General features: G+C 37.6%; 7 protein-coding genes, 2 tRNA genes and 2 rRNA genes. All 11 read right to left on the reverse strand.

The window, feature by feature from the left end; genetic code table 11:
- Nucleotides 1-2,147 (reverse strand): 23S ribosomal RNA (locus DCO46_RS02330); the annotation flags it as partial.
- A 188-nt stretch (nt 2,148-2,335) separates the two neighbouring features.
- Nucleotides 2,336-2,409 (reverse strand) — tRNA-Ala (locus DCO46_RS02335).
- A gap of 91 nt (nt 2,410-2,500) precedes the next feature.
- Nucleotides 2,501-2,574: transfer RNA gene (locus tag DCO46_RS02340), tRNA-Ile, on the reverse strand.
- Between the two features lie 124 nt (nt 2,575-2,698).
- Nucleotides 2,699-4,212 (reverse strand): 16S ribosomal RNA (locus DCO46_RS02345).
- A 662-nt stretch (nt 4,213-4,874) separates the two neighbouring features.
- Nucleotides 4,875-6,191 carry a Gfo/Idh/MocA family protein gene (locus DCO46_RS02350; protein ID WP_243416237.1) on the reverse strand — a complete coding sequence of 439 codons (1,317 nt, stop codon included), beginning with the start codon at nt 6,189-6,191 and terminating at the stop codon, nt 4,875-4,877.
- A 112-nt stretch (nt 6,192-6,303) separates the two neighbouring features.
- On the reverse strand, nt 6,304-7,401 hold the full coding sequence (locus DCO46_RS02355) for an acyltransferase family protein (protein WP_116750991.1): 1,098 nt from the start codon (nt 7,399-7,401) through the stop codon (nt 6,304-6,306).
- 175 nt (nt 7,402-7,576) lie between these two features.
- A complete protein-coding gene (locus tag DCO46_RS02360; RefSeq protein WP_116750992.1) occupies nt 7,577-8,449 on the reverse strand; it encodes a PKD domain-containing protein in 873 nt (290 codons plus the stop codon).
- A gap of 26 nt (nt 8,450-8,475) precedes the next feature.
- Nucleotides 8,476-9,843, reverse strand: a complete 1,368-nt coding sequence (locus DCO46_RS02365) for a DUF4832 domain-containing protein (protein ID WP_116750993.1) — start codon at nt 9,841-9,843, stop codon at nt 8,476-8,478.
- 55 nt (nt 9,844-9,898) lie between these two features.
- Nucleotides 9,899-11,371, reverse strand: coding sequence for a RagB/SusD family nutrient uptake outer membrane protein (locus DCO46_RS02370; protein ID WP_124019537.1), 1,473 nt, complete (start codon nt 11,369-11,371; stop codon nt 9,899-9,901).
- Between the two features lie 10 nt (nt 11,372-11,381).
- A complete protein-coding gene (locus DCO46_RS02375; protein WP_116750995.1) occupies nt 11,382-14,681 on the reverse strand; it encodes a SusC/RagA family TonB-linked outer membrane protein in 3,300 nt (1,099 codons plus the stop codon).
- A 648-nt stretch (nt 14,682-15,329) separates the two neighbouring features.
- The gene (gene glmM / locus DCO46_RS02380) at nt 15,330-16,712 is read right to left on the reverse strand and encodes a phosphoglucosamine mutase (protein WP_116750996.1); all 1,383 of its coding nucleotides are present in this window, start codon (nt 16,710-16,712) and stop codon (nt 15,330-15,332) included.
- Nucleotides 16,713-16,726 lie beyond the last annotated feature (14 nt).

Consider the following 16,726-nt stretch of genomic DNA (forward strand, 5'->3'; position numbering starts at 1 on the left):
CGCCACTTCACAGTCTCCAACCTATCCTACACATCATTTATCCAAGGTCAATACTAAGCTATAGTAAAGGTGCACAGGGTCTTTTCGTCCCACTGCGGGTAAACGGCATCTTCACCGTTACTACAATTTCACCGAGCTCATGGCTGAGACAGTGTCCAGATCGTTACACCATTCGTGCAGGTCGGAACTTACCCGACAAGGAATTTCGCTACCTTAGGACCGTTATAGTTACGGCCGCCGTTTACTGGGGCTTCAATTCAATGCTTCTCCGAAGATAACATCTCCTCTTAACCTTCCAGCACCGGGCAGGTGTCAGGCCCTATACTTCATCTTACGATTTTGCAGAGCCCTGTGTTTTTGATAAACAGTCGCCTGGACCTCTTCACTGCGGCCCCCATTGCTGGGGGCGACCTTTCTCCCGAAGTTACAGGTCTATTTTGCCTAATTCCTTAGCCATGAATCTCTCGAGCACCTTAGGATTCTCTCCTCAACTACCTGTGTCGGTTTACGGTACTGGTACTAATTACCTGAAGTTTAGAGGTTTTTCTTGGAAGCCCTTAGGCGCACTATCTCTTTGTCCGAAGACTCCGAGTACTATCGTATTTCACCAAAATCTGCGGATTTGCCTACAGATCTTATAGCTAGGTACTTCAACGAACTATTCCGTCAGTTCGCGGCGCTTTCATCACTCCGTCACCCCATCACAGTAATTAGTAGTACGGGAATATTAACCCGTTGGCCATCGACTGTCCCTTTCGGGTTCGCCTTAGGACCAGACTAACCCACAGCTGATTAGCATAGCTGTGGAAACCTTAGTTTTTCGGTGTGCGGGTTTCTCGCCCGCATTATCGTTACTTATGCCTACATTTTCTTTTCCAGCCAGTCCAGCATACCTTACGATACACCTTCAACCCTGCTGGAATGCTCCCCTACCACTTACAGTAAACTGTAAATCCATAGCTTCGGTAATACGCTTATGCCCGATTATTATCCATGCTCGTCCGCTCGACTAGTGAGCTGTTACGCACTCTTTAAATGAATGGCTGCTTCCAAGCCAACATCCTAGCTGTCTGGGCAGACAAACCTCGTTCTTTCAACTTAGCGTATATTTGGGGACCTTAGCTGATGGTCTGGGTTCTTTCCCTCTCGGACTTGGACCTTAGCACCCAAGCCCTCACTGCTGAGAAACATTATATAGCATTCGGAGTTTGTCAGGAATTGGTAGGCGGTGAAGCCCCCGCATCCAATCAGTAGCTCTACCTCTATATAACTTAATTCAGCGCTGCACCTAAATGCATTTCGGGGAGTACGAGCTATTTCCGAGTTTGATTGGCCTTTCACCCCTACCCACAGGTCATCCGAAGACTTTTCAACGTCAACCGGTTCGGTCCTCCACTGTGTGTTACCACAGCTTCAACCTGCCCATGGGTAGATCACACGGTTTCGCGTCTAACACTACTGACTAAAGCGCCCTATTCAGACTCGCTTTCGCTACGGATCCGTGGCTTAACCACTTAACCTTGCCAGCAACGTTAACTCGTAGGCTCATTATGCAAAAGGCACGCCGTCACCCCACGAAAGGGCTCCGACCGCTTGTAAGCGTATGGTTTCAGGATCTATTTCACTCCGTTATTCACGGTTCTTTTCACCTTTCCCTCACGGTACTGGTTCACTATCGGTCTCTCAGGAGTATTTAGCCTTAGCGGATGGTCCCGCCAAATTCAGACAGGGTTTCACGTGCCCCGCCCTACTCAGGATACCACTATCTATTACACTTGTTACCCATACGGGACTATCACCCTCTATGGTGTCACTTTCCAGTAACTTCCGGTTCCTTGTGCATAAAATGTCGTGGTCCTACAACCCCAACATTGCCGTAACAACATTGGTTTGGGCTAATCCGCGTTCGCTCGCCACTACTTACGGAATCACTTTTGTTTTCTTCTCCTCCGCCTACTTAGATGTTTCAGTTCAGCGGGTTTGCCCACCTATCGGTGTACTATGTCTTCAACATAGTGGGTTGCCCCATTCAGGTATCTGCGGATCAATCGGTGTGTGCCCGTCCCCGCAGCTTTTCGCAGCTTATCACGCCTTTCATCGCCTCTGAGAGCCTAGGCATCCCCCATACGCCCTTATTTTGCTTATTGTACCAATCCTAAAATCAATTAGGACCGTTTTTTTTTGTCTTTTACTATAAATAGTAAAAAACGCTTTCTACTTTTTATTATTTTCTTATCTCAATATGTCAATGAACTTTTTTCTAGTGATTAGTCCTTAGTAATTAGTTCTTAGCTTACGCTAATTACTTTTCACTCTTTACTATTCACTCGAATAGTGGAGAATAACGGAGTCGAACCGTTGACCTCCTGCGTGCAAGGCAGGCGCTCTAGCCAGCTGAGCTAATCCCCCATTTTATTAGTGATGAGTTATTAGTTATGAGTTATGAATTAGTGCTCATAAGGTCTCAACCTCTAAAATTTCCTTCAATTAAGTTAAAGAGTAGTCCCGGGCAGACTCGAACTGCCGACCCCTACATTATCAGTGTAGTACTCTAACCAGCTGAGCTACGAGACTCTGTTTTACTTAATTTTCATTTTTTTTAAATTAACAGCAAGAGTAATATAATCTGAAACCCAGATCCATAAGATACACATCTTTTTTCCCCATCGTGTGCAAGCACTAACAAGTGGGGCTCTAGAAAGGAGGTGTTCCAGCCGCACCTTCCGGTACGGCTACCTTGTTACGACTTAGCCCTAGTTACCAGTTTTACCCTAGGCAGCTCCTTGCGGTCACCGACTTCAGGCACCCCCAGCTTCCATGGCTTGACGGGCGGTGTGTACAAGGCCCGGGAACGTATTCACCGGATCATGGCTGATATCCGATTACTAGCGATTCCAGCTTCACGGAGTCGAGTTGCAGACTCCGATCCGAACTGTGACCGGTTTTATAGATTCGCTCCTGGTCGCCCAGTGGCTGCTCTCTGTACCGGCCATTGTAGCACGTGTGTAGCCCAAGGCGTAAGGGCCGTGATGATTTGACGTCATCCCCACCTTCCTCACAGTTTGCACTGGCAGTCTTGTTAGAGTTCCCGACATGACTCGCTGGCAACTAACAACAGGGGTTGCGCTCGTTATAGGACTTAACCTGACACCTCACGGCACGAGCTGACGACAACCATGCAGCACCTTGTAAATTGTCTTGCGAAAGTTCTGTTTCCAAAACGGTCAATCTACATTTAAGCCTTGGTAAGGTTCCTCGCGTATCATCGAATTAAACCACATGCTCCACCGCTTGTGCGGGCCCCCGTCAATTCCTTTGAGTTTCATTCTTGCGAACGTACTCCCCAGGTGGGATACTTATCACTTTCGCTTAGCCACTGAAATTGCTTCCAACAGCTAGTATCCATCGTTTACGGCGTGGACTACCAGGGTATCTAATCCTGTTCGCTACCCACGCTTTCGTCCATCAGCGTCAATCCATTAGTAGTAACCTGCCTTCGCAATTGGTATTCCATGTAATCTCTAAGCATTTCACCGCTACACTACATATTCTAGTTACTTCCTAATAATTCAAGTCTGGCAGTATCAATGGCCGTTCCACCGTTGAGCGATGGGCTTTCACCACTGACTTACCAAACCGCCTACGGACCCTTTAAACCCAATGATTCCGGATAACGCTTGGATCCTCCGTATTACCGCGGCTGCTGGCACGGAGTTAGCCGATCCTTATTCTTACGATACCGTCAAGCTCCTATACATAGGAGTGTTTCTTCTCGTACAAAAGCAGTTTACAATCCATAGGACCGTCATCCTGCACGCGGCATGGCTGGATCAGGCTTGCGCCCATTGTCCAATATTCCTCACTGCTGCCTCCCGTAGGAGTCTGGTCCGTGTCTCAGTACCAGTGTGGGGGATCTCCCTCTCAGGACCCCTACCCATCGTTGCCTTGGTAAGCCGTTACCTTACCAACTAGCTAATGGGACGCATGCTCATCTTTTACCGTTGTGACTTTAATAGCATCATCATGCGATGTCGCTATACTATGAGGTATTAATCCAAATTTCTCTGGGCTATCCCTCTGTAAAAGGTAGATTGCATACGCGTTACGCACCCGTGCGCCGGTCTCTAAATCCGAAGACTTATACCCCTCGACTTGCATGTGTTAAGCCTGCCGCTAGCGTTCATCCTGAGCCAGGATCAAACTCTTCATCGTATATTTTAATATTATATTGCGATGTGTTCTCTAGTGGTTCTATCGAATCTCACGATTCTATTACTCTTATTCTTTTGTTCCAGCATCTCTGCTAAAACGGCTGTCAATTCAATATGTCTACGAACGTGTATTTCTTTTCTTCTTCGCTTGTGTTTCAAAGCGGGTGCAAAAGTACACCCTTTATTTACATTTGCAACACTTTTTGCAAAGTTATTTTAATCTTTTTTAAAACTTTTTCCTAACCTTCTGATAACCCAAATTTTAGGTTTTAATAATTTCATATTAATTAAAAGAATTTTCTTACTATTGCTGTGTTTCTCACAATATTCATGTTTTAATGATGGCTGTTTTTGCTGATTCAATAGTATTATTAGACATTTAATACATACTTAATATGCTATTTCAGAATGAAACCAATTTTCAAGTTTAAATTTAAGGGCATTTATTAGCAAATACATTATTAGAAAGTAAATACTTAAGGTTATTGTAGAGAATTTATAGTAAAAACCGTGTCACAAGAGAAATAAAGCGCTTATAAAACAAAACCACCTGTAAAAATGTTTTCACAGGTGGTTTATTTAATTATGTCTTATAATAATCTGAATCAATTAGTACAGAACTTGTCACAAAATACAAGCAAACAATTATTCAGACATTATTCATTATTTAGAAAATTCGACCGTTTTTAATTTTTGCCAGCTTCCTCTGGTAAAATCAGGAATTTCAACAGGCGAAGAATTATTGTCTAAAGAAATTTCTGTTAACGGGCTCAGACAAGACCATTCTGCTAAATCATAAACATCCATATCCAGAGGAAGTCCGTTTTGTATACAATAAAACATACGGTAATCCATAATAAAATCCATACCACCATGACCGCCTACTTTTTTGGCTTTTTCTTCAATATCTTTTACTATTGGGTTTTTATATTTCTCCATTAATATCTTTTTGACATCTTCAGATACAAATTCTTCTGCGTTCAGGTTTTGATAATTTTTAGAGATCTCTTCTCCTGCTTCTTTGGCGTCAATAGCATAACCTTCAACCGGGTATTTATTAGCAAATCCTTTGGTCCCTGATAATTGATACATTCTGCTGTATGGTCTTGGACTTGTAACATCGTGCTGAATCTGGATTGTTTTGCCTTTTTCAGTACGAATCATAGTCATTGTGTGATCTCCGTTTCTGAAATCTGTTACAACTTCACCTGTTTTTTCTTTAATAAAAGCAGGGTTTCCCACGGCTTTGGTATCCATAGAAACTAAGAAATTCATTTTATCTCCCCTGTGAATATTTAAAGCCAAACATGCTGGTCCCATTCCGTGAGTAGGGTAAATATCTCCTCTATGTTTACGGTTATAATCCATACGCCAGTTGTTCCAGTAATTTCCCCAATAAGGTTGTAATCCATGAATATAAGAACCTTCAGCATGAAGAATTTCACCAAACAATCCTTGTTGTGCCATATTTAATGTGGTCAGTTCAAAGAAGTCATAGACACAATTTTCAAGCATCATACAATGTTTACGGGTCTTTTCTGATGTATCAATAATATCCCAAATTTCTGTTATGGTCAAGGCTCCCGGAACTTCTACAGCGACATGTTTTCCATCTTTCATGGCTTGCACGGCAATACTGGCGTGATGTTTCCAATCGGTTACGATATAAATCAAATCAACATTTTTAAGTGCTGTTACTTTTTTCCATGAATCTTCTCCAAAAAATACTTCGGCTTTTGGCATTCCATGTTTTACTAATGTGTCATTTGCCGCTTTTGTTCTTTCTTCCATCATATCGCAAAGTGCCACAATTTCTACTCCGGGAATATTTGTCATACGGTCAACAGCTCCGGTACCGCGCATTCCTAAACCAATAACAGCTACATGAACAATTGGGATTGCCGGTGTTGCCAAACGCAAAACATCGGTTTGACCTTTATCTCTTTTAGGTGCTTTTGTTTTTATAATCTGCGCTGACATATCGCAAATTCTTAATAGCAAAAAAGCTATCAGTAAATATTTTAAACTTGAACTTTTCATTTTTTTTAAATTTAGATACTATATTGAGGTGAGTTACTTGTAATTATTTGCTTTAGACTTTTATATAAGTCTTGTTTTTGTGCATGTACCAAAGTATGAAATAAAGGATTGCGAAACCTGCTATATCGCAAAATGCATCGTAATAAGCTCCTGTAAATTGTTCGAAACCAAAGAAAATTTGTCTGGCTATTAAAGAAAAATTAAAAACATGTGAACCTACATAAGCTGCAATGGCATTAAGACCAATAACACGAAACGGATATGCCCATTTGGTATAGCCTTTTACATCTACAAGCCAATAAAATAAAGCCAGCAAAACAAAACTGATTCCTGATGAGAATATTACAAATGAACTTGTCCATATTTTTTTTATAATCGGATGCCATAAACCTATAATTAATGAAATAACGATTCCCGTTATTCCAATTAAAAATAAATAGCTGGCGATTTTTTGCCTTGATAAAGAAGACAGCAGTAATTCTCCTGCAAATAATCCTGACATGGTAGTTGCTGTAAATCCTAAGCCGGTTAGCAACCATGAGTATTGCGTCTGGTCATAAAAACGTCCAAAAACGTACTGGTCGATATATATAGGAAGATTTTTATTGGGTAACAATTCAAAACTGTGTCCGAAGAAATTGGGAATTGATAACAATACAGCGTACAAAATAAGACAGCCTGCAAAAAAGATATATCTTCCCTTTTTTGATAAATTGATATAAGCGATACATGAAAATAAATAACCTACGGCAATGGCCTGAAGTGTATTACTGAAAATTTGAAATTTTGAAATATCCAGAAACAATAGATTTCCCTGAACAATCCATCCCAAAATAAACAGAATTACAAATCGTCTTTCTATATGTTTGTACAATTTGAAATCTGATTCCGTTTCTGTACTTCTTTTTCCTAATGAAAACGGAATAACAACACCAACAACAAACAGAAACAAAGGCATAATAACATCATATAAATGAAAACCAATCCATTCCGGATGCTCAAACTGATCTGCCAAAGATTTTGTAAAATTGGTTTTGGCAGCTGTATTCAAATTATAAAAAAAACGATCTGCCACAATAATCATTAATAAATCGAATCCCCGCAGAACATCTACAGACATTAATCGGTTATGAACTATGCTTTTATTCATTTTATCTTTATTTGATGATTTGAATTCTTATAAAGTAATCCCCAATATCAGTTCGATATCGGGAATTACTTCTAAAATTATGATAACTCGATAGCTCATGCCATTAGATTTAAAAAATGACCTCTTCAAAAAACTATTTCTCTAATGGCAATTTTGACAGGCTATCGATGACAAACTACAATTTTAATGTTGAAAATTTAGGACCTTCCGGAAAGTTTGCAACTGCAGACCATCCTGAAGTCATTTCTGTAATTGCTATACCAATCGAACCTTTTAAAGTTCCTAATTGTGACTTAGGAATACTAAATTCCATTGCATTTGCTGTATCTGAAATACTTACAATTCCTGATGTTTTTAAATTAACTCCAGAACCTGCAATGCCTGACCAACCCCATCCGCCATTAGGATCTGTGTGGGTGTAAAACTGTCCCCAATCATTACTTAGCATAGGACCTTCAAATAAAATTTCTGCTCCTGAACCATCTGGCCAATTGCTATGCAAAAAACCAGTTTGTGTATTACCATCGGTATTAATGAACATGTCTACCAATTCAAGTTTCATTGTTTTGTTACCTTCCAGATAAACACTTACATTCTCACCTTTAGCCCACATTTTAATTATTTGGATAGATCCATTTCCGGATGTATTCTGATCTGTTATATCAACATCTGCCCACTCTCCAAAATCACCATCTATTTTAACATCTATGATTTTAATAGGTGGTGCTGCAATTACTTTTGTTATAAATGCATCTTCGCCGGCTTCGTTTGTTACAGTTAACGAAACTCTTATTTCTCCTCCAATTTGATAAGTGTAAACCGGATCTTTTTCGCTTGACGTAAAATTTAAATCTCCAAAATCCCATCTGTATTTTGTAGCATTTGTAGAAAGATTGGTAAAAGTAAATGTACTTCCGTCATTGGTAAACGAAAAGTCTGCTACAGGTTTTGTTCCGGAATCTGAAGAAGAACCATCGCTTGAACAAGCTGTTAGCAATAACAACGTCAAAAGCATTGTTATATATTTGGTTAGTTTTATTTTTTTCATGGTTTTTAATTTAAATGTTTTTATAACTATTTAATGATAACCGTTTGTGATAATTTATTGAATCCTGTAGAGGCTTCCCATACTCCTGTGTTTGCAAGGCGAATACAGTAATCAGGTCTGTCAGTTAATTTAGATGAACTATCTTCGATCTTTAATAATAATTCATAATTACCAGCCGGAATTCCTGATAAACTCACTGTTTCTTTTAAATCAAAAGCTGTTTTTGGAACCACTTTTCTAACATCAAAGTTTAATTTTTTCTTATAAACTGTTCCGCCTGCGGTTGCTCTTAAAATCAAATAAGCATTTTTAGGATTGTAAACCGGAGCAAAACCTGAATTGTTTATTATTGCATTAAATTCCAAAGAGCCATTTAATGCCGCCTCTTTTTTTACACTTGAAGACGCTAAAGCAATTCTGTATCCCAGTTTTCTTTCGAAATCGGTAAAACAATTATTGTTTCTCCATTCCTGCAAAACCGGACCATAGTAATCAAGATTTAGATATGTCCATTTTAAAAGTGTCATTTCTTTTTCGGCAATGCTGCAACTTGCAACCGGAACATCGGTTGGCGGACATGTTTCTCCTCCTGTTGGGACAAAAAGGGCTTCATTACTTATATATGTTTTTTCAGCGGTAACATTTATATACGTTCCGTAGTCATCAACACTCGCCATAAAGCAGTCATTATGAAAACCTAATCGGGCTGTATTTGAAGTTCCATAGCCTACAGTGGCATCCATTGCAGTTGTAGTCGCCATAAAGTCCTGTTTGATTTTTGGCGTTCTAACCTGAATTTTAACTTCTTTTGGAAATGTCGCGAGAAGTTTATCCAGAATTATTTTTTTATTAGCCGGTGTAGTAAGCTGATTGCTGGTGTAATACCATTCTCCCCAGGCTCCCACAAAACCTGCCTGAACAAAAGCAATTACATCTTTGTTCTCTTCCAGAATTGGTTTTAACTGGTCTAAATGTCCTGAAATAACGGCCACAGAAGCATCAGAACCATCCTGAGCATCTGTATAAGCAAAACGTAAAACACATTTTAAACCCGACTCTCTCAAACGCGTAAAATCAGTTTTTATAAGATCCAGCTGTGCCTGGCTTAAAGCTGTTGTTTTAAATTTCTCCAGATAATACAAACGTAAAATAAGGCTCACATTTTCTTTTTTCAAATTATTCAAAGAGGCAGCAGTAATTGCCGCGCCTTCAGAATTCACCTGCCAGCTATGCATAAAACCACGTTCCGGATTGGTAAAAACCTCATTAGAAACGGCATAGGTAACTTTTCCCTGTCCGTCGTTTACTTCTTCTTTATTTTCTCCTCCCCCATCGCTCTGACAACCTGAAGCAAGATTGAGAAAAAGGCAAAATATTATTAATAAATGTTTCATGTTTTTTATAATTAAATTATCTGATTAATCGTTTTAAATTCCTCTCAAAAAGAAATTAATTATATCCCAGATTCTGAATAAATTTACCTTTCCCTTCACTTATTCTATCTAAAGAAAAAGGGAATAAAGCTTTATAAGGCGCACTTTGACTGGCTGCTCCATTTAAAGAAAGTGCATGCTCTGTATATTTTCCGTGTCTGATTAAATCAGAACGGTATTGTCCGTTTTCACACCAGTATTCGTGAGATCTCTCTAAAAGAATCATATTATTAAAACTTGCCAGCGTATTATAGTCTGCTAATTCTATTTCACTAATTTTAGCCCTTTTTCTAACAATATTTACTAAATCAATTGCTTCCTGAGTGGGAGTTCCAGTTTTATTGACGAGGGCTTCTGCTTTTGATAATAGCACATCGGCATAACGATACACAATCATATCAACTGTAGTTAAAGCCGATTTTCTTGCTGCATCCGGATTTATTTTTAAAGGAATTGGTCCTAATTGCATATAATTGGCAGGATTTGCTCTATTGTAAGTAACACCATCTGTTCCTGTATATTCTGCAACTAGTGCTGTTTTACGAATATCAGTTGCTTCAAAAGAATCATAAAAAGTCCAGGAACTTTGTATAGTTCCATAACCAGTTGTTCCCGGAAAATTATTTGGCAAAACCATCATTTGCCATTGGTTTTCACTGGTTCCTGCATAATCTGCCGGAACAGCCCAAATTACCTCTTTGCTTTTTATTGGTGCTGCTAATCCCCATAATCCAACATAATCAGCTTCCAGAGCGTAATGATTCATAGCCATAATAGCATTAGCCTGTTCTTCTACTTCTTGCCATCTTTTTTCATGAAGATATAATCTTATTAGAACCATTCTTGCCATACCCTGACTAAATCTTCCATATGTTGCTTTATCCGGTGACGGTAAATCTATTGCAGCAGCTTTGAGATCATTTTCAATAAAGCTCACCATTTCGGCATTTGAAAGTCGTGCTAAGGGCTCTTCTTTAAGCGGATTTTGTAATACTTCAAGTGGTGCAACTACAATTGGACCGTACATATCAAAAAGTTCGTATGCTAATAATCCTCTCGCACATTTAATTTCGGCAATGGCTTGTTTTTTAACCAGTTCATTCACATTTGATTTTTCAATTCTGTCAATGCTTAAAGTCATGCCGCTTATTTTATTATAAAAAACATCATAAAAACGGGTGAAATTTGCTGATGTAGGTTTATAACTGTGTAATGAGGCTTCTTGCTGAACCCCATAAGGTCCCTGAAGAATTTCTGTTGTAGCGTCTAAAATAAACATCAGTCCATTTTCTGAAGTAGAGTGAATTCCGTTAGCATAAGCACCTCTTAAAGGATAATAAGCTGAAACTACAATGGCCTGAATATCTGCTTCCGAAGTTGGAAATATAGCAGGGTTAATCTCATCATAATTTATAGACTCTAAATCTTGACTACATCCTGAAAAGATCAGCATTAATAATACTATTGTATAATTTTTTAAATTTTTCATATCTTTTTTATTAAAACTTAAGATCAATACCTACTGTGAATGTTTTTACATTTGGATAAGCAGCTGCATAACCATCTGTTTCAGGATCAACACCATTATATTTTGTTATGGTAAAAAGGTTTTGTCCATCTAATCGTAGTGCTGCACCCTGCATATATGTTCCAAACCATTTTTTTGGAAAATTATAAGTCAGTGACACACTTTGTAAACGTACAAATGAAGCATCCTGCATAAAGAAATCACCAGATCCGTAATTTGAGTATCCAAAGTTTGAACCAGGGCGTGAATTTGTCGGATTATCCGGCGTCCATCTGTTAAAAATATTGGTTGTGGCATTTCTTCCGTTTTGTGCTACACCTACGGCAGTTACACCATATGCAAAATCTGTCTGGTCAACAATTTTTCTACCAAACATTCCGTTGAACTGAAAATTCAATTGGAAATTTTTATATGTTATAGTATTGCCTAAGCCTGCTACAAAATCCGGATCTGCGGAACCTAATAAAACATAGTCAGCTTCATCGATTTTGCCATCAGCCGCACCAGTTCTTAGAAATTTTCCATTTTCATCTGTTACAGGATTTCCAAGACCATCTCTGACAAACCCGTTAATATCTTTGATTTTTATTTGTCCAGGATATAAATCAGGTTGTGCAGGAACTACTTCTCCAATTTGCATAACACCATCAGACAATTGGCTGTATTGTGCACGAACAGGATCATCATAATTCATATATACGGCAGGTTTCCAGTCAGGAGCTCTTTCTTTCCATTTTGTTTTAAATTGCGAGTAAGTAACAGTAGTTCTCCACTTAAAATCAGGTTGATCAATGTTTACTGTACTTATAGTAAGTTCAACACCTTTGCTTTGTGTCTTCCCAATATTTGCCCAAACCTGGTTTACTTCATGGTAACTATTAATAGGTTTTAAATTCAATAAATCTGAAACCACTCGGTCATAAATCTCAAACGAACCTGAAACTCTTCTATTAAAGATTTCAAAGTCAAGACCAAAGTTTTTCTCTGTAGTGGTCTCCCATTTCAAATCAGGATTTTCAAGTCTTGAAGGTAATACACCAATTAAAATTGATTCATCAGGATTTAAATAAGCCGGCTGCGCATAAAAAGCTCCAAAAGCACTTCCTGCAATTTCGGTAGTGGTTATATCGGCATTACCGGTTTGTCCATATCCAAATCTGAATTTAAGTTGTGATACATAACCATCAATAGATTTCATAAATGATTCCTGAGACACATCCCATCCAACAGCAATTGATGGAAATAAACCGTATTTATTATTTTTAGCAAACACACTGGCACCGTCACGACGTATTGTAGAGGTTAAGATATATTTGTCTTTGTATGAATAATTAAATCTTGAGAAATAGGAGATAAAGTTATTTTCGTGTTTTGTAGATCCTACTATTTTTGTACCTGCTCCTGCATTCATATTATTCCACAAAAAAGAGTCTGTAATAAAATTGTTGTTGCCTAAAGAAGAAGTTTCAATACGATATTTCTGTTGAGAATATCCTAAAAGTAAACTGAAATTATTATCTGATCCCAGTTTTTTGGTATAATTTAATGTGAAGTCAAATAGATCATCATTCTTTCTTGCTGTATTAATAGAAGCCCTTCCATTTTCTTTCTCTCCATACAAGGTTGTTCTCGGCAAATAAGTATTTCTGCTTGAATTTCCCTGATCAAAACCTCCCTGAAATCTGGCTGTTAATCCTGCAATTGGTTTTATTTCTGCATAAAAATTGGTAAGCGTTCGGTCAACAACACCTTCATCTGAAATGGTAAGCAGTGAATATGGATTTGGCTCTTGTGAACTATCAGGATTAATTGGATATTTTCCGTATTCATCTATAGCCAAAATTTGAGGCCCCTGCTGAATCGCTGCTCTGATAATTCCCGAATTTTCAAATTGAGATACTTCTTGTCCGGTTGTAGGATCAAACTTTCCTCCAAACTGTGAGTTTTGATTATTGATTCTGCTTTTAGTCAGATTCATTCCTAGACTTATATAATTATTGATTTTTTGATCTAAACTAAAATGCAAAGAAGTTCTTTTTAAGCCGGAATTTTTAATAACACCATCCTGCTTAAATAAATTTCCTGATAAGAAATATTTCGTAGACTGCGTTCCGCCTCTTAATGATAAATTGTTTTGCTGAACCATTCCGTCTCTGGTTATCAGTGATAACCAATCAGTTCCTTTACCTGCATTTCTGATTTGTTCATCAGAATAATATCTTTTATACGGAATTCCATTAACCGGGTCTGCATTGGCTTCCTCAAGCGTTCTCGAAGAATATGGATATACTTTGTTTAAAAACTCCCAGTTTTCTCTTCCGGCATCATTTCTTAATTGCATCCATTCTTTTAATTCCAGAACATCATAACTGTCATTATATTTTTGATACGAATAAGAACCTGAATAATCTACTCTAATTTCTCCTTCTTTCCCTTTTTTAGTAGTAATTAAAATCACACCATTTGCAGCTCTTGCTCCATAAATAGCTGTAGAACTGGCGTCTTTTAAAACCTCAATAGATTCGATATCATTTGGGTTGAATGAATTTAAAATTCCTTGTGTTCCACCATCATATCGATTTCCTGTATTGGGTTGCCCAAAATCTGTAATAGGAAAACCATCTACAACTACCAAAGGCTGATTACTTGCATTAATAGAACCGGCTCCACGAATCTGAATATTAAATCCTCCGCCTGGCTGGGCACTATTTTGAGTAATTTGCAGACCTGCCACTTTTCCCTGAAGACCATTTAAAACCGATGGTGCAGAAGATAAAGTCAGTGTCTCTCCTTTTACAGAAGAAATAGCACCTAGTAAGTTCTTCTTTTTCTGAGTTCCGTAACCAACAATCACAACTTCATTTAAGGTTTTTGATGCGGGTACCATAGACACTTTAAGATTGGTTTGATTCGCTATCAAAACTTCCTTATTATCATATCCTACATAGGAAAACAATAAAGCTTCTGTACTTGCGGGAACTACAATTGTAAATGTTCCGTCAAAATCTGTTGTAGTTCCCCTTGTTGATCCTTTCGGGATAATCGTAACCCCGATCATAGGCTGACCCAATTCGTCTAAAACAACACCTTTAATGGTAATGTCAGCTTCTGATACTTTATTTATAATTTCTGGTTTTTTGTCACTATTTAGCGATGTAGTCGCATTTACTTTAAAAACAGATACTATCAGGACTAAAACTGTAATTATTGCTTTTAAATTACTTTTTAATTCCTGATAGTTACTGTATAGTAACTTTTTACTTTTTTTCATATTATTCTGGTTAGTTTAATGGTTAATGTGAAAAGCATACTTTGTGTGAATAAAAATGGTTATGGATTTTATCCTGGCACAAAGCGAAAAGTTCAGGTTATGTTTTTTTTGGTTTCATAATTTTTCTGGTTTTTGTTTTTTGTTTTGTTTTCATTTTGTCTGGTTATTTTTTTTACTGGTTATTCTTTATTCTGAATTTATGTTCTGCTTGATTATGTGGAATTTAATTTCGTAATTTTTAAATTCTAACTTCCTGTTTTTTTACTTCTGAAACTTAATTTTTAACATCAAAAAAGAGATAAAAAAAGGCTCTTTTTCAACTTCCTTTTGGCTAAACTAAATAATATTTTTTAATAAACAATGCTAAAATCAAGAAAATGTGTTCGTGCACATAAAAAAAGTGTTTTCGAACACATTTTTTAGAAAAAGTATTATTAAATTCTTACTTATTTTGAAATTATACCAAAACAGAATGCTGTTTTTTATTATAATAATTTCATTTAATTCTAAAAAAAAGAACATCTAATTAATATTTCGTTTAATTAAAAAATACAATTAAAACGACATTCTGTTTACAAATCAGTCATTTATCGGTATTTTAAAAATCATACTGTTATATGATCCCAATAAATTTTAAACCGATAATATCTAAATCAACTCACTGATTTCTTTTATGAATTTTTGAGCTAATTCGTCCGCTTTTTTTTGTGTTGTACTTTCTGTATAAATTCTGATAATGGGTTCTGTATTTGATTTTCTCAAATGCACCCATTCAGCTTCAAAATCTATTTTGACACCATCGATACAATTCGGTTTTTTATCGCTGAATTTTTGAGCTGTTTTTTCTAAAATTTCATCGACATTAATTTGAGGAGTCAATTCAATTTTACTTTTACTCATGTAATAATCAGGATAACTTTCACGAAGCTTTTTGCACGAAATTTTGGCATGTGCCAAATGCGATAAAAACAAAGCAACACCCACTAGTGAATCTCTGCCATAATGTGCTGCGGGATAAATAATTCCGCCATTGCCTTCTCCTCCGATAATTGCATTGGTGATTTTCATTAACTCAACCACATTTACTTCTCCAACCGCACTTGCCTGATAAACTCCTCCATGCTTTAAAGTAATATCTTTCAGAGCCCTGGAAGAAGATAAGTTCGAAACTGTATTTCCTTTTGTCCTGCCCAAAACATAATCTGCACAGGCTACCAGCGTATATTCTTCGCCAAACATGGAACCGTCTTCGCAAATAATGGCAAGACGATCCACATCAGGATCGACTACGATTCCAAAATCGGCTTTTTCCGTTACGACTAATTCCGAAATATCGGTAAGATGTTCTTTTAAAGGTTCCGGATTATGCGGAAAATGGCCGTTTGGCTCACAGTACAACCGGATACATTCTACTCCAAGTTTTTCCAGCAAAGCCGGAATTGCAATTCCTCCCGTAGAATTTACGGCATCAACCACAACTTTAAAGTTGGCATTTTTGATAGCTTCTGCATCGACTAAAGCTAATTTTAAAACTTCATCAATATGTTGGTCGATGAAGCCTTCTTTCTTTTCGTATTTTCCCAAATCATCTACTTCTGAAAAAACAAAAGTTTCATCTTCAGCTATTCCAAGGATTTTTTCTCCTTCAACAGCATTTAGAAACTCTCCTTTTTCATTCAGTAATTTTAAGGCGTTCCATTGCTTCGGATTATGGCTTGCCGTAATGATAATTCCGCCATCAGCATTGTCTAATGTTACTGCTACTTCAACCGTTGGTGTTGTTGACAAACCGATATCTGTTACATTTATTCCTAAGCCAACAAGCGTATTGGCAACCAAATTGCTAATCATTTCTCCTGAAATTCGGGCGTCTCTCCCTATAATTACGGTTAATGATTGATTTGAGTTTTGTCCTTTCAGCCACATACCGTACGCAGCGGCAAATTTTACGGCATTCACGGGAGTTAAATTTTCATTTACCACTCCCCCAATTGTGCCCCGTATTCCTGAAATTGATTTTATTAATGTCATTTTTTACTTGTTGT

It is taken from the genome of Flavobacterium sp. HTF (genome assembly GCF_003105115.1).
Classification (GTDB): Bacteria; Bacteroidota; Bacteroidia; order Flavobacteriales; family Flavobacteriaceae; genus Flavobacterium.